This is a genomic window from Aquimarina sp. EL_43 (assembly GCF_943422735.1).
Lineage (GTDB): Bacteria > Bacteroidota > Bacteroidia > Flavobacteriales > Flavobacteriaceae > Aquimarina > Aquimarina megaterium.
The window spans coordinates 5789324-5810168 of the sequence record NZ_CALSBR010000001.1; the positions used below are offsets into that span (position 1 = coordinate 5789324).

14 protein-coding genes and 1 pseudogene are annotated in these 20845 nt (G+C 32.3%); 12 read left to right on the forward strand and 3 right to left on the reverse strand.

The genetic code is table 11. The annotated features are described in order from the left end of the window. Positions 1-3 precede the first annotated feature (3 nt). The 5 genes from NNL09_RS24705 to NNL09_RS24725 all read left to right on the forward strand — a co-directional run bounded on the left by NNL09_RS24705 (position 4) and on the right by NNL09_RS24725 (position 6430). Entirely contained in the window at positions 4-813 is an 810-nt protein-coding gene (locus tag NNL09_RS24705) for an RNA methyltransferase (protein WP_025667294.1), read from the forward strand. A gap of 94 nt (positions 814-907) precedes the next feature. Beyond that, entirely contained in the window at positions 908-2140 is a 1233-nt protein-coding gene (locus tag NNL09_RS24710) for a M48 family metallopeptidase (RefSeq protein ID WP_025667293.1), read from the forward strand. A 168-nt stretch (positions 2141-2308) separates the two neighbouring features. Then, positions 2309-4516, forward strand: coding sequence for a bifunctional (p)ppGpp synthetase/guanosine-3',5'-bis(diphosphate) 3'-pyrophosphohydrolase (locus NNL09_RS24715; protein ID WP_025667292.1), 2208 nt, complete (start codon positions 2309-2311; stop codon positions 4514-4516). A 175-nt stretch (positions 4517-4691) separates the two neighbouring features. Then, positions 4692-5159 carry a Fur family transcriptional regulator gene (locus tag NNL09_RS24720; protein WP_025667291.1) on the forward strand — a complete coding sequence of 156 codons (468 nt, stop codon included), beginning with the start codon at positions 4692-4694 and terminating at the stop codon, positions 5157-5159. After that, positions 5159-6430, forward strand: a complete 1272-nt coding sequence (locus tag NNL09_RS24725; protein ID WP_025667290.1) for an adenylosuccinate synthase — start codon at positions 5159-5161, stop codon at positions 6428-6430. The genes NNL09_RS24720 and NNL09_RS24725 overlap by 1 nt, the downstream gene beginning before the upstream one ends. A gap of 70 nt (positions 6431-6500) precedes the next feature. On the opposite strand, the gene NNL09_RS24730 is transcribed toward NNL09_RS24725, so the two are convergent. Further along, positions 6501-7205, reverse strand: a complete 705-nt coding sequence (locus tag NNL09_RS24730; protein ID WP_035096598.1) for a hypothetical protein — start codon at positions 7203-7205, stop codon at positions 6501-6503. Between the two features lie 88 nt (positions 7206-7293). Next, positions 7294-8655, reverse strand: coding sequence for a PD40 domain-containing protein (locus NNL09_RS24735; RefSeq protein ID WP_051476125.1), 1362 nt, complete (start codon positions 8653-8655; stop codon positions 7294-7296). Between the two features lie 486 nt (positions 8656-9141). On the opposite strand from NNL09_RS24735, the gene NNL09_RS24740 reads away from it, so the two are divergent. The 7 genes and pseudogenes from NNL09_RS24740 (at position 9142) to NNL09_RS24770 (ending at position 19030) form a co-directional block, all read left to right on the forward strand. After that, on the forward strand, positions 9142-10917 hold the full coding sequence (locus NNL09_RS24740; protein WP_025667287.1) for an OstA-like protein: 1776 nt from the start codon (positions 9142-9144) through the stop codon (positions 10915-10917). Between the two features lie 64 nt (positions 10918-10981). Continuing rightward, positions 10982-12172, forward strand: a complete 1191-nt coding sequence (locus NNL09_RS24745; RefSeq protein WP_196911180.1) for an aspartate aminotransferase family protein — start codon at positions 10982-10984, stop codon at positions 12170-12172. Positions 12173-12504: 332 nt separating this feature from the next. Further along, positions 12505-13896 carry a tetratricopeptide repeat protein gene (locus NNL09_RS24750; RefSeq protein WP_025667285.1) on the forward strand — a complete coding sequence of 464 codons (1392 nt, stop codon included), beginning with the start codon at positions 12505-12507 and terminating at the stop codon, positions 13894-13896. Between the two features lie 87 nt (positions 13897-13983). After that, a complete protein-coding gene (locus NNL09_RS24755; protein ID WP_196911181.1) occupies positions 13984-14949 on the forward strand; it encodes a DUF368 domain-containing protein in 966 nt (321 codons plus the stop codon). A gap of 3 nt (positions 14950-14952) precedes the next feature. After that, positions 14953-15966 (forward strand): annotated as a pseudogene (locus NNL09_RS24760) (DUF368 domain-containing protein); the annotation flags it as partial. A 9-nt stretch (positions 15967-15975) separates the two neighbouring features. Further along, positions 15976-16707, forward strand: coding sequence for a shikimate dehydrogenase (locus NNL09_RS24765; RefSeq protein WP_196911183.1), 732 nt, complete (start codon positions 15976-15978; stop codon positions 16705-16707). 139 nt (positions 16708-16846) lie between these two features. Next, complete coding sequence (locus tag NNL09_RS24770) at positions 16847-19030, forward strand: DUF349 domain-containing protein (protein ID WP_196911184.1); 2184 nt, start codon at positions 16847-16849, stop codon at positions 19028-19030. Between the two features lie 346 nt (positions 19031-19376). Here the strand turns inward: NNL09_RS24770 and NNL09_RS24775 are convergent, their stop codons facing one another. Then, positions 19377-20834 (reverse strand): RagB/SusD family nutrient uptake outer membrane protein, encoded by a 1458-nt coding sequence (locus NNL09_RS24775; protein ID WP_196911185.1) that lies wholly within the window; start codon positions 20832-20834, stop codon positions 19377-19379. Between the last annotated feature and the right edge of the window lie 11 nt (positions 20835-20845).

A 20845-nucleotide genomic window follows, 5' to 3' on the forward strand; every position in this document is an offset into this window, starting at 1 on the left:
TTTATGCAAAACCAGATAAAAAGTCTTCAGAATGATAAAATAAAATTTCTTAACCAGCTTAAAGAAAAATCAAGAGTTCGCAAAAGAGAAAAACGTTTTATTATCGAAGGTAAACGTGAAATTACATTAGCTATACAAGGAAAGTATACAATTACTCAACTTTATTATTGTTCTTCTATTATTCCGCTTAAAGAAATTTCGGCACTACTTACTTCTTCTCAACATCAAATTGAACTGTTTGAGATTACTTTAGAAATTTATCAAAAACTGGCCTATAGAACCACAACCGAAGGAGTCTTAGCTGTGGCTATTTCAAAAGATAATGATATCAAAAATTTCACTTTATCATCAAAAAACTCCTTAATTCTTGTGGCTGAATCTCCTGAAAAACCTGGTAATATAGGTGCTTTATTACGTACCGCAGATGCTGCACAATTAGATGCAGTTTTTATTGCAAATCCAAAAACTGATATATATAACCCCAACATCATACGATCTAGCGTTGGATGCATATTTACCAACAACATTGCAACCGGATCTTCTGCAGCTATTATAGATTTCTTAAAAAAACACAATATCAATACCTATGGTGCTGCATTACAAAAATCTGTAGATTATCACACTCAGGATTATACCAGACCCACTGCTATAGTGGTTGGTACCGAAGCTACAGGATTAAGTGATGTTTTTTTAGAAAGTGCAACTCAAAATATTAAAATACCAATGAGCGGTGTAATCGACTCAATGAATGTTTCGGTTGCTGCTGGAATTCTCATTTTTGAAGCAAAACGCCAACGAGGGTTTACAGGCTAAAAGATTAAAAATAGTACTAAAAATCAATTAAAAATCATTACCTTACCGTTTCCTACATATCCCAAATCTTTAAACTACTAATTGCTCTAAACCAATGACCCCCAATTCCCTTTTTTATTTATTAATAGCTATTATCATTATTGTATTTCTAATAGATTCTCTATTAGACATCCTTAACTCTAGACACTATAACAATCAGATTCCCGAAGAGCTTATAGATGTTTATCCCGAAGAAGAATATCAAAAATCCATAGCATATAAAAAGGCTAATTTCAAATTTAAATTGGTATCCTCTACTATCTCGTTATGTATCATGCTTCTATTTTTCTTTTTAGATGGATTTGCTATAGTAGATAATATATCAAGGAGTATTTCAAATAATTCAATTATAATTGGTCTTATTTTTTTTGGAATTATAATGATTGGTAGTGATATTCTCTCTACTCCTGCTACTTACTATAAAATTTTTGTTATTGAAGAAAAATTTGGTTTCAATAAAACCACTATAAAAACCTTTTTTATTGATAAAATAAAGAGCATCATAATGATGATAATTGTCGGAGGAGGACTTTTGGCATTGATTATATGGTTTTATCAAATTACAGGAAACTCTTTTTGGGTGTATGCCTGGACATTAGTATCTATATTTACATTGGCTATGAATATGTTCTATGCAAAGCTTATAGTTCCTATCTTTAATAAACAAACCCCTTTAGAACCAGGAGAACTTAGAAATACTATTGAAGCTTATTCTAAGAAAGTTGGTTTTCAGTTAAAAGATATTTTTGTTATTGATGGTTCTAAAAGAAGTACCAAAGCAAATGCTTACTTCTCTGGTTTTGGCAGCGAAAAAAGGATCACTCTTTATGACACATTGATTAATGATCTTGATAACGAAGAGATTGTGGCTGTATTAGCGCACGAAGTCGGGCATTATAAAAAAAGGCATGTGATCGTTAATTTGTTCTTATCTATTGCACTTACCGGGTTAACATTATGGTTTTTATCGCTTTTTATTGCAAATCCGCTTCTATCTGAGGCACTGGGAGTAGCAACTCCTTCGTTTCATATTGGACTTATAGCTTTTGGTATTTTATATAGTCCGATTTCAGAAATAACCGGATTAATAATGAATATAGTTTCTAGAGCTTTCGAGTATCAGGCAGATAACTATGCAAAAGAAACTTATGATAATGAAGCTTTAATTAATAGTTTAAAAAAACTTTCAAAAAACAACCTTAGCAATTTAACCCCTCATCCTGCTATGGTATTTATTCATTACTCGCATCCTACTCTTTTACAAAGAATTAAAAATCTTAGAAAATAAATCCCTTACTCAAGACTTGGTGGTTACATTTCTTAATTGTATTTTTAATTATTAATGACAAAAAATATAATATAATCATTAATCTCAAGGCACAATTTTGTCGGTTAATATTACGTAGGGGATATCACACGCGATACTTAATAGGGCTTTCTTAAAAAACTTTATGTTATGACTGAAGCTGCTATAGATAAAGAAAATAAACAGATTGCTAAGCAATACAAAGAATTGCTTCGTATTAGTTATAGAGATCTTACAAAAGAGGATAAGATACTTATACGACAGGCGTTTGATATTGCTGTTGATGCCCATAAAGATCAACGTCGTAAAAGTGGTGAAGCTTATATTTTTCATCCTATTGCGGTAGCAAAAATTGTAGCTAGTGAAATTGGACTGGATGCTACATCAATTGCTGCAGCATTACTTCATGATGTTGTAGAAGACACAGAATATACTCTGGTAGATATTGAGCAAATGTTTGGTGAAACAGTAGCTCGTATTGTAGATGGCCTTACTAAAATTTCTTCTCTAAAAAAAGATAGAGATATTTCTCTACAAGCCGAGAATTTCAGAAAAATGCTTCTTACCCTTAATGATGATGTAAGGGTTATTATCATTAAAATTGCAGATCGCTTGCATAATATGCAAACGATGGATGCTATGAGACCAGATAAGCAGGTAAAGATTGCATCCGAAACTTTGTATATATACGCCCCTCTGGCTCATCGAATTGGCTTATATAATATCAAAACAGAATTAGAAGATCTGGGATTGAAATATACCGAACCCGAAGTATATAAAGATATTCTCGAAAAAATTAAAGAAAGTAAGGAAGAGCAAGATGAGTATATCAAAAAATTCTCTGATCAGATTAGAGAAGGTCTTGATAGAGAAGGATTAAATTATGAAATAAAAGGAAGGCCTAAATCCATTTTTTCGATTCGTAGAAAAATGGTAAAGCAAAACATCTCATTTGACGAAGTGTATGACAAATTTGCCATACGAATAATATACAAGTCTGATAATATAGAGAATGAAAAGTTTATTGCCTGGAAAATATATACTGTAGTAACCGATTACTATAGACCAAACCCTATTCGCCTAAGAGATTGGATCTCTCAACCCAAGTCTACTGGCTACGAAGCCTTACATATTACTGTTATTGGCCCAGACAGCAAATGGGTAGAAGTACAAATTCGTAGTGAGCGTATGCATGAAATTGCAGAAAAAGGATATGCAGCACATTATAAGTACAAGAATACTGAAGAAAAACAAGATCAAGGATTAGATGGATGGCTTAATCGATTGCAGGAGGCATTAGAAAATTCTGAAACAAATGCTGTAGATTTTGTAGAAGAATTTAAATTAAACCTTTATGCAAAAGAAATATTTGTCTTTACGCCAGAGGGGGATTTAAAATCATTACCAAAAGGAGCAACTGCACTTGATTTTGGTTTTAGTGTACATACCGAGGTTGGATTAAGAACAAGAGGAGCTCGAGTAAATGGTAAATTAGTACCTCTAAGCCATGAGCTTAAAAGTGGCGATCAGGTAGAAATCATTACCTCGACCAAATCAAAACCTTCTTCTAGCTGGTTGGATTATGCTACTACAGCAAGAGCAAGATCCAAAATTAAATCTGCTTTACGAGACGAGAAAAAACAAATTGCCGAAGACGGAAAAGTCGTTTTAAAACGTAAACTTCGCTCTCAGAAAATAACAATGAGTGAAAAAGTAGTTAATGAACTTGTACTCTATTTTAAACTTAAAACAAGTTTGGATCTATTCTACAGAGTAGGTATAGGAACTATTGACAATCAAAAAATCAAAGAGTTCGCTACCACTCGAAGTAATGTCTTTATGAATTTTATTAAAAATAGAATTCGAAGAGGTAATATTAAAGATGTTAATAAGGAGGAAATTACATCGAAATACGATCTGCTAGTTTTTGGAAAAGATTCAGAAAAACTAGAATACAAATTATCTAATTGTTGTAATCCTATTCCTGGAGATGATGTTTTTGGTTTTATAACAGTTAATGAAGGTATAAAAGTACATAAAAACAATTGCCCAAATTCGCTACAGCTACAAAGCAACTATGCGTATCGTATTATTCCTGCGAAATGGATTGATTCTAGCCAGGAAGAATTCAAAGCTGTAATAAGACTAAATGGTATTGATAATATTGGTGTAGTAAATGAGGTAACACAAATTATCTCAAACAATATGAGTCTTGCAATATATAATATGAATTTTGACACTAATGACGGCGTTTTTACTGGTAAAATAACTGTAGGTGTCAAAAATAAAAACACTTTAAAAACGGTTATGAAAAACCTTTCAAAAATAAGTGGTATTGATAAAGTTGTAAGAGAATAAAAACTTGTTTTTTTGCTCAAAAATGAATTATGAATTAAGAATCATACTATTTTACAAAGATTCTTTTTTATGGTCAAATCGGTTCAAATCAACTAATTTTAAAAAACCTTAAATAATCGTTTTTAAATCAGAGTCTCACTAATAAAAAATAATGTAACTTTGCGTTTTTAAACGTATGAGTACTAAAGCAACTACACAAAACGATCAAGTTATCGTTAAAAATGTTTTCACCAGTTTCTTAGAAGAAAATGGTCATAGAAAAACACCCGAAAGATACGCTATACTTCAAGAGATTTACGAAAGTGATGAGCATTTTGATATCGAATCATTATATATCAAAATGAAAAACAAAAATTATAGGGTAAGCCGTGCCACACTTTATAATACTATAGAGCTTTTATTAGAATGTAAATTGGTTAGAAAACATCAATTCGGACAAAATCAGGCTCAATACGAAAAATCATATTTCGACAGACAACATGATCACTTAATTTTAACTGATACCGGGGATGTATTAGAATTTTGTGATCCTAGAATTCAATCTATAAAAAAAACAATCGAAGAAATTTTTGACGTAGATATTACAAATCATTCTTTGTATTTCTACGGAACTAAAAAAAACCCAACTAATAAAGATAACTAATGGCGGTAAACTTATTACTTGGTCTTCAGTGGGGAGACGAAGGGAAAGGAAAAATTGTAGACGTTCTTACAAAAGATTATAATATTATTGCACGATTTCAAGGTGGTCCTAATGCCGGTCACACTTTAGAATTTGATGGAATCAAACATGTGTTACATACTATTCCTAGCGGAATTTTTCATGATAAAGCCATAAATCTAGTTGGAAATGGTGTCGTAATAGACCCTGTGATTTTCAAAAAAGAATTGGATAATCTTAATAAATTTAATTTAGATTACAAATCCAAATTATTGATTTCTAGAAAAGCCCATCTAATTCTTCCTACGCATAGGATTCTGGATGCTGCTTCTGAAGCTTCTAAAGGAAAAGCAAAAATTGGTTCTACTCTAAAAGGAATTGGCCCTACATATATGGACAAAACCGGTAGAAATGGTATTCGAGTTGGAGATTTAGAATTAAATGACTGGAAAGAACGCTACCGTGCTTTAGCCAATAAGCATGAAGCAATGATTGATTTTTATGATTCAAAAATAGAATACAATCTGGAAGAGCTAGAGAATGAATTCTTTGAAGCGATTAAAGTTTTAAAAACACTTACTTTTATTGATAGCGAAGAATATCTTCATCAAGCCCAAAAAGAAGGAAAAACAATTTTGGCAGAAGGTGCACAAGGGTCTTTATTAGATATCGATTTTGGCACATACCCTTTTGTAACATCATCAAATACTACAGCAGCAGGAGCATGTACCGGTTTGGGTATTGCACCAAATAAGATCAAAGATGTTTTTGGTATATTTAAAGCATACACAACTCGAGTTGGTAGTGGACCATTTCCTACCGAATTATTTGATAAAGATGGAGAGACAATGGCACAAGTTGGTCATGAATTTGGGGCTACAACAGGTAGACCAAGAAGATGTGGATGGCTAGACCTTGTAGCACTAAAATATGCAGTACATGTAAATGGTGTTACAAAATTAATGATGATGAAAGGCGACGTACTAAGTGGGTTTAATACCTTAAAAATATGTACAGCTTATAAATACCAGGGTAAAACAATCACTCATTTACCATACAATATAGAACCTGAAAATGTGACTCCTATCTATACCGAGATGAAAGGTTGGTCCGAAGATCTTACAGGAATGACCGATCCTTCTCAATTACCTAAAGAGTTAAATGAATATATCTCGTTTTTAGAAAAAGAATTAGAAACACCTATTACAATTGTTTCTGTAGGACCAGATAGAACGCAAACCATACACAGGTAAAAAAAACATTATAAAAAATAAGAGCGGCTGTAAAAATATACAGCCGCTCTTATTTTTTATATCTATAGCATTAATTTCCTAAATAGATAAAAGTATTAATTACCAGATAAGGTTGATAGCGATCAAAAGATTGATTTGCTCCTCCACTATTTAGTGTTACATTATGATTGTGATTTCCGGCATTACTAGTATTTGTATTTCCTCCGGCCAATAAAATTCTTCTATTTGCATCTACACCATTTTGTACACGTTGATTAGAAAAGAAACCAGCAAAACCATGCCTATGATTCCCTCTAGTATTTGTTGTACCCGTAAAATTAACATTAGGTAAATTTGCCTGGACTAAGGTTGTATTCGCTTGTCCTCCTGTATCCCCTATATTCTCTCCTCCTGCGGGATGTTTTAAGACTCTATCTGTTGCATTGGGTAAGTTTGTGGTAAACCCTAAACTAGTAGCAACTGCTTGAGCCGTAGCCGAAAGTGTTGCAATACTACGACCATCTAAAATATACCACCCGCTATGATCTGCAGTAGCAACGCTAAACTTTACATCTCCGTCTGATGCTGATTCATTTGCAGCAACCCATCTTGTTCCATCCCAGTAATATATCTTATCATCTGTAGTGTTATACACTATCGACCCTTCATTAGGAGTTGCAATACCATTCATTTGAACAGTAGTAACATTAGGCAATCCTAATATAGAATTCCTATCGACCTGAGCATAAAAAAAATGACTTACAAAAACGAAAATTAAAAATAGTTTTACTTTCATATAGTTATTTGTTTTACCATAAATATATAAAAGCAAAAACATTTATCAGAAAATAAATCTAAAATATATTTTCTATCAATTCATAATATCATAATGAAGTAGTCCCTTCCTTATTAGGTTTTAGCTCTATTACTCTTTCTAATTTTCGCATAATTTTCTGCTTACGATAATAACCATCAGGAAATGATTTTATCTGCTTGAAACCGTAGATATCATCATCACCTTTTCCTCCTTTACGATTACTTGCAAAATATCCAGTTTTGCTTTCTTCATTAATAATAAAAGTAAAATCATCTTTAGAGCTGTTAATAGGTTTTCCTAAATTATAAACTTCTACTACTCCTTCTTTATTTAAAATAGCCATAAAAATATCTAACCCTCCTAGCCCCTTATGACCATCACTGGCAAAAAACAACTTTCCTTTATCACTAATATAAGGGAAAGTTTCACGGCCCGAAGTATTAATTAAATCTCCCAGATTTCTAGGCGTTCCAAAACTTTCATCTTCATTTATTTTCACCACATACAAATCTGATTTTCCCTGGGTTCCTGGCATGTCACTTGCAAAATATAAGTATTTGCCATCTGAAGATAATGCAGGGTGCGCTATTGAGTACTCATCACTATTAAAAGGCAACTCTTCTACTTCTCCCCATTTTCCGTTATTATAACGTGCTCTATATATTTTTAATAAAACAACGCCTTCTGTATTTGTTTTAGATTTTCTTTTAGAATAATTATTTCTAGTAAAATAGACTGTTTTTCTATCCTTACTAAAAGTTGCAGAGGATTCATGAAACTTCGAATTAATAGTCCCTTTTAATTTTTCAATACTTTTCTGTTCAGAAACATGTGTAGTTGTATACAAATCCAAGAAAGGTTGATCATTCCACTCGTGTAATACTTTAGAAAAGTTATTGGTATTTCTCGAGGATGCGAATACTAATTCCCCATTATAAAAACTAGGAGCATAATCAGAATATTTAGAATTGATATTTAAGGTATCAATTATAAATTCCTTTGGCTTATCTTTTTCCGATAAAGTATTATCTAATGAATCATGTATCTGTTCAATTCCTTTATCATTACTTGCATATAACCAATGCGCTATATCATCTTCATTTTTATATTCTTCAGTACTTTTAAAGCATTGTGTATACCTGGTTCGGTATTCTGATTTCATCTTTTCTGGATACAAAGAAGACAACACTCGATACCATTGTGCTGCTTTTTCTAACTCACCATTAAAGTAATATGAATCCCCTAATCTTTCATATAACTCTATTGATTTACCTCCTTTTTTTATAGCTTTTAAGTACATTTCCCTTGCCTCGATATAGGCATACTTTTCAAAAGCTTCATTTGCTTTTTCCAACTGCTTTTCCTGAGAAAACACAGCACCCCAAAAAAACAAAAAAAATAGAGCCCCTAAGTTTTTTTTCAAAACCATCTATTATCTTTTTGTTAATAGTATAACGACCTCAACTGTTCTTTTTTTTTAAAAAAGTAGCTCTATATCTATTCTTAATAATGGATCAGAATAAACAAATTTGCTTTTGATAAAGAATAAAAGTTAAGATGATGCTATCCCCATAGCATTGATCGTTTCCTTTGTTGTTTCCTATCGCAATTTACTGATGCTTAAGTAGATCTAGTGTTAAAAAATTCGAAAATTTCTCTTATTTGCTTCTTTTTATCTGTATTAGTCCTTTGATCGTACAAAACTTACACATTATCCTTTTTTTATAAAACTAAACCCCTCTAATGATTGTAGAAATTACTTGCTTTTAAGTTATTACAGAGATAAAACATGTTAAAATGCAACATAAGATTAGACATAAAGTTATTAAATGAACACAACTTACTTTTTATTTTACTGCTATAGCCACAATCATTAGATACAATTTTCGTTATTTTGCATACAAATTTGAAACACTTGAAAAACAAATTCTTCTATATACTATTTGCTTTTATATTTTCGGTAGCATCATTTGCACAAGAAGGAAAACAAATCAAAGTTCAATCTGATCGTACCATAAAAGATCAAAATCGGTTTCCTGGGGCAACTATCCTGGCCAAAGTAGACAAACAGGTATATATGCAACATGAAGGAATTGAGATATGGTGTGATCAAGCTATTCACTATGGTGAAGATAAGTTTGTTAAGGCCTTAGGGAATGTAAAAATGAAGCAAGGAGATACCATTACTATGACTAGTAAATATGCTGAGTATAATGGTAATACTAAATTTGCATATGCAAGTGATGATGTATTTATGGAAACTCCTTCGAATACATTACGTACCGATACTTTATTCTTTGATCGACTTAGGCAACAGGCCTATTATCGTAGTGGAGGAACAGTTAGAGATTCTTCGAATACATTAACCAGTCAAATTGGACGGTATTTTATGGATAGAAAACAATATTCATTTAATACCGCAGTAAAAATTGTAAATCCAGAAAATACGGTCGATTCTGATCGATTGGATTATTATACAGAAAATGGTCATGCATATCTATATGGCCCCTCAACAGTTAAGGGTAAAGAAAGTACATTATATTGTGAACGAGGATTCTATGACACTAAAGTTAAGACTGGATATGCTATCAAAAATGCAAAAATCGACTATGATAAACGCACTGTTTTTGGAGATAGTATTTTTTACAATAGTGCTAGTCAATTTGCTTCGGCCACTAATAATATTAGAGTATTAGATACTGCAAATAATTCTGTAATTACTGGTCATTATGCAGAGGTTTTTAAAGAAAAAGATTCTGTTTTCATCACAAAGAGAGCACTCGCAGCTACTTTGCAGGAAAAAGATTCGATTTTTATTCACAGTGATACACTTATGGTCACTGGTAAACCCGAACGAAGAATAATGAATGGTTTTTATGATGTGAGAATTTATAAGAGTAATATGAGTGGTAAAAGTGATTCTATTAATGTAGATCAGACTACAGGGTATACTAAAATGATTGGCCGACCGATTATTTGGTCGCAAAGAAATCAAATGACAGGTGATACTATAAAAATTATCTCGAATACAAAGACAGAAAAGTTAGATTCACTTATCGTATACCAAAATGCTTTTTTAGCACAAGAAGACACCCTTAAAGCCGGATTCAATCAAGTAAAAGGCCAAATACTTTATGGTTTATTTAAAGAAAATGAACTCTACCAGGTGGATATTGACAAAAACACAGAAACTATATTTTATCAGAGAGAAAGCGAAGGGGAGTTAAAACTTATTGGTATTAATAAAGTACTCTCTAGCTCAATCAGATTATTATTAAATAATCGAGAGATTGAAGATGTCTATTATTATCAGAATATTGACGGTACTTTATATCGTGAAATTGATCTACCAGAAAATGCTCGTGAGCTCTCTGGTTTTAATTGGCGTGGTGATGAACGTATTAATAGCAAGGCTGACCTATTTAGAGGAGAATCGCCTCCAGAGCTTACCAAAATAACAGGAATCCCATTACCAAAAGATGAAGCAGATTTCTTTGATGAAGAAACAGTTAAACGTTTAGAGGATAATAAGTCAGAAGGTTCTCGATTATTAGAGCAAGAACTTAAAGATGCTGAGCTCAAAGAAACCAACGAACAACTAGATTCTATTCCTTTTAAAAAGAAAGTAAAAGAAGATCTTAATACCGAAAAGAAAAAAAGCCAAAAAGATAGTACCAATATCGAACATTAATATCTTTTTGTGTAAAAATATCGGATAACGCATTCAAACCCGATAATCTAGTAAAAAAACAATCTTGAAACAGGATTTTTTCAAATATCAAGCGCAAACTACTCCACATCCCTTAGCTATAGAAGTTTCGTATGCTACTGGTAGCTATATTTATGACACTAACAACAAAAAGTATTTGGATTTTGTTGCTGGAGTATCAGCCTGTAGTTTAGGACATAAGCACCCTAGGGTTATACGTGCAGTAAAGAATCAATTAGACAAATATCTACACGTCATGGTGTATGGTGAATACATACAACAACCTGCTGTAGAACTCACCAAATTATTGGCTTCTCACCTACCCCATCCATTAGAAAAAACCTACTTAACCAACTCAGGAACCGAGGCTATTGAAGGGGCTTTAAAATTAGCCCGAAGAGTTACAGGTCGAAGTCAGATTATTGCGGCAAAACTAGCATATCATGGCAACACTATGGGATCTATGAGTGTAATGGGATATGAAGAACGCAAACAAGCATTTAGGCCATTAATTCCTGATACCTCTTTTATTACATTTAATGATGAAAAAGAGATACAACAAATCACACACAAAACCGCAGCAGTTATCTTAGAAACCATACAAGGAGGAGCGGGGTTTATCGAACCTAAATACAAGTATCTAAAAAAAGTAAAAAAGAAGTGTCAAGAAGTTGGAGCACTGTTAATTCTAGATGAGATACAACCTGGATTCGGAAGAACTGGTACATTATTTGGCTTTCAACATTATGGTATCGTTCCTGATATTGTAGTAATGGGTAAAGGAATGGGTGGCGGACTTCCGATTGGGGCTTTTACCGCTTCGACAACAATGATGGATCAATTACAGGACAACCCCAAATTAGGCCATATCACAACATTTGGAGGAAACCCTGTCATTGCAGCTGCCGCTTTGGCAACATTACAGGAAATTACAGAGAGTGACGTAATGGCAGCTACATTAGAAAAAGAAAAACTATTTAGGTCACTATTAGTTCATCCATTAATTAAAGAAATTAGAGGACTGGGTCTTATGTTAGCTTTTATAACTCCTTCTGCAGAAATAACAAATCAAGTTATATTAAAATGTCAAGACCATGGATTAATCTTATTTTGGTTACTTTTTGAGCCTCTTGCAGTACGTATTACGCCACCACTTACTATATCCGAAAGTGAAATCAGAGAAGGATGTCAAATTATCCTTACTGCTTTAGATCAAATATTAGACAACAAAATTTAAGCGGTAATCATTGAAGTTTTATTAAAAAAACCGTATCTTTAGTAGACCATCCATTATTTTCACAAATTCATTAATACATTTCGGCTTCTATAAAAGAAAAACTCTATATCATTATCTATATAATGGTACGTATTTTGTTAATTAGTTTGTTAAAAACAATTGGTTTTTGAAGTATTATTATTCAATTTCATTTGTAATTTTAATACTGAGGAAATCAATAATGCGAAAATAAATTAAGTAATGGATTTATTAGATACTTTTATTTGTTGGGGAAAACAAAAAAAGTATTTACATCAATTTTATGATTTATTGAGCATCTTTAATCAACGTGTATGAGATTTAACCACGAAGAAGAAGAAAATAATTTCTCGATTACTCGATACGAGTCTATGCTGAGATCTAATGATGTTAAATTTTTTGATTCAGATGAATTTGAATCTATTATTCATCACTATTTAGAAAATGGAAAAATTGCTAAGGCAAAAAAGGCAATTTCTTTGGGACTTTCTCAACATCCATCGTCTGTTAATCTTAAATTATTGCAAGTCGAAGTTCTCGTTTTTGAAAATCGCTTAGATAAAGCAGACAATCTTTTGGCTCAACTACATGCTATAGAACCAGAAAATGAAGAAATCTACATTCAAAAAGCTAATATTCTTTCTAAACAAAACGATCATATAAAAGCCATAGAGTTATTAATGATGGCACTTAGCTACACAAATGATGCTGCCGATGTGTATTCCCTTATAGGAATGGAGTATCTTTTTATGGATGATTTTGAAAATGCAAAAATCAATTTCATGAAATGTCTCGAAGCAGATGATCAGGATTACTCTGCTTTATATAATGTGATATACTGTTTTGATTTTCTTGAACAACATGAAGAAGCTATCGAATATCTAAACATGTTTCTAAATAAAAATCCATATTGTGAAGTCGCCTGGCACCAGGTTGGTAAACAATATTTTGATCTCGAAGAATATGAAAAAGCACTAGCAGCTTATGATTTTGCAATTATAAGTGATGAATATTTTATTGGTGCCTATTTAGAAAAAGGGAAAGTATTAGAAAAACTAAAAAGGCATAATGAAGCTATAGAAAACTATAGAATAACATTAGAACTAGATGACCCTACTTCTTTTGCTTTACTAAGAATAGGAAAATGTTATGAAAAACTAGGTGTAGATGACCTTGCTATTCAACACTATTCCAAAACTGTGCATGAAGATCCATTATTAGATAAAGGATGGATAGCTATCACTGATTTCTACATGCGTAAACGTGATTATCAAAAAGCACTATACTATACAAACAAAGCTATAAACATCGATGGCGAAAATGTTTTATACTGGAAACGTTACGCAAAAATAAACAATAGACTTGCATTTTTTGAAGAGGCAGAACGAGGATATAGAAAAGCTATCGAATTAGGGAATTATGAACTAGAAACCTGGTTAAATCGTTCGGACATCCTTAGGTTTATAGGAGAATCAAATGCTGCAATACAAAATTTACACCAAGCTATAGAATTTTATCCCGATAATGCAGAAATTCAATATAGACTTGCTGGTTTATACTATGAACTACAAGATTATCAAAAAGGGGAGTATCATATAAGAAAAGCCTTAGATCTTGACTATGAATATCATATCGTTTTGGAAGAACTTTTTGAAAAGATTTTTAATCTAACTCTTGTTAGAAACATTATTTCTGAATACCAATAATTCTAAAAAAGACTGTTTTTTTTCTAATTGATTGCATTGCAAAAATCCATACATTTGTTTTAACTTAAAACACCAAAAACAATAAGAATGCAAAGAAATCTTAAGGATTACCTTATCATCTCTGCAAAAGGATTAGCAATGGGAGCGGCAGATGTAGTTCCTGGAGTTTCTGGAGGAACTATTGCATTTATATCTGGCATATATGAAGAATTAATTGAAACTATTAATGGACTAGATCTTGGTTTTTTCTCGGTTTGGAGAAAAGAAGGATTTAAAACTTCCTGGAAAAAATATAATCTATCTTTCTTAACGGCCCTTTTTTTAGGTATTGTAACCAGTATTCTTTCTCTTGCAAAACTTATAAAGTGGTTGCTTCATAATGAACCTCTATTACTTTGGGGATTTTTCTTTGGATTAGTTCTTGCCAGTATCGTTTATATTGGAAAACAAATCACTGCCTGGAAACCAAAAGTAATCATTGGCATTATTCTGGCAGCAGTACTTTCTTATTTTATCACTATAGCAGAACCTCTGGCTTCACCAGATAGTAACTGGTATCTTATGTTTTGTGGATTCATTGCAATCATTGCCATGATATTACCAGGAGTATCAGGAGCTTTCATACTACTTATTCTTGGGGTTTACCAAACAGCTATTGATATTCTGAACCAATTACGTAACGGAATTGTACAAATGGATTTTGATATTTTGTGGCAGGCTATTTATAAAATATTAATCATGGCTATTGGTGCTGTTATAGGGTTGAAATTGTTTTCTAAAGCACTTAATTGGATGTTTAAACATCATAAAAATATGACTTTAGCTATACTTACGGGCTTTATGATAGGCTCACTAAATAAGTTATGGCCCTGGAAAAAAGTAGAATCCTGGAGAACAAACTCTGAAGGAATCGAAGTTCCTTTCATAGAAAAGAGCATTCTACCAAGTCAATTTGAAGGTGATGTTAAAATGATTTGGGTTTTACTTTTTGTAGTTATAGGTTTTCTATTAATCCTTATCTTAGAACGCCTTTCTGTAAAAAAATCAGACTAACCAATGCAACAAAGTACCCGAACCTTTACTGATAGACTTTTCCTTGTTATTAAAGGTCTTGCAATGGGTGCAGCAAATAAAGTCCCTGGTGTTTCTGGCGGTGTAGTCGCATTTGTTGCCGGGTTTTATGAAGAATTTATCTATTCTCTTCAGAAAATAAATTTTAAAGCATTTAAGCTTTTTATCAATTTTAGGTTTAAAAGCTTCTGGCGATATATAAATGGACGATTTCTTGGCCTTTTAATCTTAGGAATGTTAATTAGCTATTTTAGTGTTTCTAAAATTCTGGATTACCTCATTATTCATTATGAACTATATGTATGGGCTGCATTTTTTGGGATGATCATGGGCTCTATTTATTATATAGTAAAAGACTTTAACGATTGGAATAGAAGAAACATTTGTCTTATTATTATAGGTATCGTTGTTGGGGTTAGTATTAGTTTATTGGCTCCTGCAAAAGAAAATGACAATCTTTGGTTTGTATTTATCTGTGGTATTATTGGTGTATCAGGTATGACATTACCTGGATTATCTGGTTCTTTTATTCTTATTTTATTAGGTAATTACGTTCTTTTACTGGTTGATTCTGTAAATGCATTATATGATACAATAGCCGATCTAATACGTTGGGACCTTTCATTTATAGAAGATGCTCACAGAATTAGATTACTAAAAGTACTTATTGTATTTAGTCTTGGTTCATTAACTGGTTTAGTTACCTTATCCCATTTTTTAGGATATGTTTTAAAACACTATAAAAATGCAACTTTTGCAGCGATCATTGGATTTATAACTGGTTCTCTAGGTGTCGTTTGGCCCTGGAAGAATAAAATTTATAAAGTTGATACTCTAGGAAACATACAAATTGATGCATTGGGTAATCCAATACTCGATAATTATGATCGCTATTTTCCTGATTTTACAACTATCGAAACTTATATTGGGATTTTTTATATTCTCGTAGGTATTGGCATCGTTTTATGGTTAGAATGGTATGGCCAAAAAAACGCTAAAAACTTCAAAATGAAAAAAATTTACGGTTTATTAGGTAGAAACATCAGTTATTCCTTCTCTAAAGGTTATTTTTCTGAAAAATTTGAAAAAGAAAATCTAGATTGTGAATATAACAACTTTGATCTTACCCAAATTAAAGATTTTATTGAAGTTACCAAAGATCCTGATGTACAAGGTTTAAATGTAACCATACCCTATAAAGAAGAAGTAATTCAATATATGGATGATCTGGACCCAATAGCCAAAGAAATTGGGGCAATAAATGTCATAAAGTTTGATAAGGGTCAAAAATTAAAAGGATATAATAGCGATTATTATGGTTTTACAGAATCTTTAAAGCCTTTACTTAACAAAACGATAAAAAAGGCATTAATTCTTGGTACAGGAGGTGCTTCAAAAGCTATTGCTTATGCATTAAATCATTTAAATATCGACTATACATTTGTATCACGTAATCCTGATTTTAATGAACTAAGTTATAGCGATCTCGATGAAGATATTATACAAGCATACAAACTAATAATAAACTGTACCCCCCTGGGAACGCATCCGAATATTCATAATTACCCAGATATCCCTTATGAATACATTACCAAAAATCATGTTTTATATGATTTGATTTATAATCCAGATGAAACTACTTTTATGAGCAAAGGAAAAGAAGAAGGAGCTACTGTTTCTAACGGATTACAAATGTTAATACTGCAAGCAGAAAAGGCTTGGGAAATCTGGAATATGTAATTTTTGGCTCATTTTGTCATAAAATTCTTACCAAAACTCTTTTTAAGTAGTCTTAAAACCTTTCAATAACTTTGAGTTTTTCTAATATGTTAGTATCTTAGTCAGGCATTAAACTCAGACAAACAAAAACGCTCACACAATGTCCACACGTGATAACCTGCCTCAGGCAGATGGAAATGAAGAAAATAAGACTAAGATTTTAGATGTAAACTTAGAAACTGAAAATCTAGAAGCCGTTAAATCAGAAGATTCTGATGAAGTAACTACTGAAAACACAGAACATTCTGTAAATGAAGAATCTAAAACATCGGTTAATCCACAGATTACCGATGCCATAGAAGAAGATTCTGAGTCTGAAAACAGTAGTGCAACTACAGAAGAAACACTAGATGTTGATAATGCCGTACAAGAAAACGCGCCCACTGCAGATGAAGCTACCTCAGAAAATAATACAACGCCATCTGTAGACGAGAGTAGCAATACAACTACTTCACAAAAAGAAGAATCAAAACCTAAAACTCCTGCTGGTGAGGATCAAATTCAAGATCAAATGGATGAAGCTGTCGCTGAGCATAGCGAAGATGAGAGCACCATAGAGCGTCATAATATCGAGAAGAAGGATTATCATGCAATGAATAAAGAAGAATTGGTCAAAGAATTACGAGAGTTGATCAAAAATGAAAAAATTCAGGCAATTAGAGAGCATGTTGAGGAAATTAAAAGTGAGTTTAATGAAAAATTTAATGAAGAAGTAGAACAAAAAAAGGAAGAATTCTTGGCTGATGGTGGTGATATTATAGATTTCTATTATTCTACGCCAATAAAAAAAGAATTTAATTCTGTTTATTTTGATTATAAAGAAAAACGAAATTCATATTATCAAAATCTTAAAAAAGATCTTCAGGAAAATCTAAAAAGAAGATTAGAATTGATTGATGAATTAAAAGGCTTACTTAATGTAGACGAAAACATAAATACAACATACAATCATTTTAAAAGTATTCAGGAAAGGTGGCGCAATGCGGGCCCTATACCAAGGGATAAATACAATACTGTATGGAATACCTATCATCATCACACTGAGAATTTTTATGATTTTCTGCATTTAAACAGAGAATTTAGAGATCTTGATTTTAAACATAACCTTGAGCAAAAACTTAAGATTATTGAGCGTGCCACAGAATTAGCACAAGAAACCGATGTTAATAGAGCATTTAGAGAATTACAGCTGCTTCATAAAATGTGGAAAGAAGATCTGGGACCTGTTGGAAAAGAATATAGAGAACCTATCTGGGAAAAATTTAGTGCATTAACCAAAAAAATTCATGAAAATCGCCAGAGGTATTTTAAAGATCAGGATAAGATCTATGAACAAAATCTAGAAGTTAAAAGAGAGATCATTGCAAAAATTATTGAAGTTAGCCAGGATCATCCTAAAAATCATAATGGTTGGCAGCAAAAAATAAAAGAAATTGAGGCGTTAAGAGATGATTTTTTTAAAGCAGGAAAAGTACCTTCTAATCTAAATGAACAAACTTGGAGTGAGTTTAAAACTGCTGTAAGAGATTTTAATCGTAATAAAAACGCATTTTATAAAGGCCTTAAAAAAGATCAGTTTGATAATTTAAATAAAAAAATGGAACTGATTCAGATTGCAGAAGATAATAAGGATAGTGATGACTTTACTGCTATTACTCCACTTATGAAAAAAATTCAATCTGATTGGAAAAAGATTGGTCACGTACCTCGAAAAGATAGTGATAGAATCTGGAAAAGGTTTAAAGACGCATGTAATTCTTATTTTGATAGACTTCATGCAGAGAGAAATGAAGCTAATAAAGAAGAGCTCATTTCTTTAGAAAAGAAACAGGAACATATCGAAGCTCTTAAAAAACTAGAGCTTTCTGGGGATACTGAAGCCGATCTTAAAACTATAAAAGACAACATTGCTATCTGGAAAACTTTGGGTAGAGTGCCATATAAAAAGAAAAACATAGAGGCAGAATATAATAAAATTCTGGATGGTTTCTTTCAGCAACTTAATTTGGGGCGTAAAGAAACAGAGCTCATTAAATACGAAAACAAACTAAATACTTTATCCGGTCAGAGTGATGATCGAGCTCTTAGAAACGAGCAGAGCTTTATTCGTAAAAAAATTGATGAAGTTAATGGTGAAATCCGCCAATTAGAAAACAATCTTCAGTTCTTTAAACATGCCAAAGATGATAATCCAATGGTAAGAGATGTACGAAAGAATATCGAAAAACATAAAGAAAACCTAGATGTTTGGAAAGCTAAACTAAACAAGATTAAGCAACTTTAATCATATATATGATTTTCTGTAATTTAGAAATCAAGTTATTCTAAAGACATAGGAACACATACATTCTTATTATAGCTAAACTTTTCTCTCTCTGAGTATAGACAAAAGCAGTAACCAATTGTTTCTAAATAACATCAATAATTCTGCTGTACATATTCTATCGACTTTAAGTTGTGGTGATATAAAAGGAATTTTCTCATGTAGATGCACCTTAACTTTTTGTAGATAATATAAAATATCGTTAGAATACTCTAAAAAGAATAAACAGATAAGTTAAAAAATAAATTACCCGCCAACCATGAGCTGACGGGTAATTTTGTTTATATAACAAACAGTGTATTTCCAATTAATAACCAGGATTCTGTTGTCCAGCTATAGTTGGATTTGCATTAATCTCTGCTGTTGGAATAGGGAACTGGAATCTAAAATCTCCTGCCGCAAGAGTTGGAGCTTCAGGAGCTGTTCCTGTACCATCAATAATATCTCCTCTAGTTGCATTTCTAGATATACTTTCTCCTCTTCTCTTAAGATCAAAGAATCTATGACCTTCACAAGCTAATTCAACTCTTCTGTTAAATTGGATAGCATCTTCAAGAGCTGCTCCTGTTTCTCCTCCTGTAAAGGAAGTAAAGCGCTCATTTCTTAACTCATCTAAAGTAGCTAATGCCTGAGCTCCCTGACCTAGTTCAAATTGTGCTTCAGCCTTATTTAAAAGAACCTCTGCATAACGAAGTACTTTTACATCTACTCTACCGTTAACCTGACCTTCTTCACCCAAAAACTTTTTGATTGCATTATAGTCATTACCTTGGTTTGTTCCTACAAATTGTAAAACATCTCTTCTTACATCATTAGCATCTATACTATTGAAGAAATCAAAATCTAGTACATATTCTGAAATAGTTGCACTACTAGAAGATTGACTGTAAAGAACTCCAACATTATTACCGTTAGATTCTGAAGTAGTATTAATAGAAAGTTCTATCACTACACCAGCATTAGTTTTATCGATATATACATCAGGAAGTTGTGCTGCCGTTGCCAATGTAGCAGAAACTGCATCAGCCGCATCTATAACTTTTTGATATTCTCCATTATATAAATACACTCTGGATAATAATGCATTTACACCATTTTTATTTAACCTACCTTCACCATTATCATCATCTATTAGTGTCTTTGCACGCTCTAAATCACCGATAATTTCAGCATAATTTGCTCCTACAGTTTCTCTTGCAGGTTGTGCAAACGGATCTCCTGTATCGCCATCTTCTACTTTAAGGTATACTGCACCTAATGAACCGTTAGCATCACCACTTTGTGTTGGGATTTTACCAAAGATTCTTGCCAAATCAAAATGCGCCCAAGCTCTTGCAGCCAATGCCTGTCCAAGAATATTATCCTTTTCGGGCCCATCATTAAGGTTATTTATTTGACCTATTACCAAATTGGCAACATTAACTGCCTCATATGCCTCACTCCAATATAACGGAATAGGACCAAGCGTACTTGCTACATATCTAAGATCATAATAATCATCGTTCGAACTCCTACCTGTTTGCGCCTGTATTACATTATCAGAAACTATATCTGGAATACCCTGTAAACCAGAGTTAGGGTTAGAATAATAAAGCCATAACTGTCGATAAATACCATCTACACCGTTTTGAAAAGCGGCTGGGCTATTAAAGAAAGTATCTGGATTACCTTCTGTAAAAGGTTGCGCATTATCTAATTCATCGTCGCAGGCAAAAAACCCTAACGATAGAAATAAAATAACTACTATATAAATTTTATTGTTCATCTCTCTTTTTT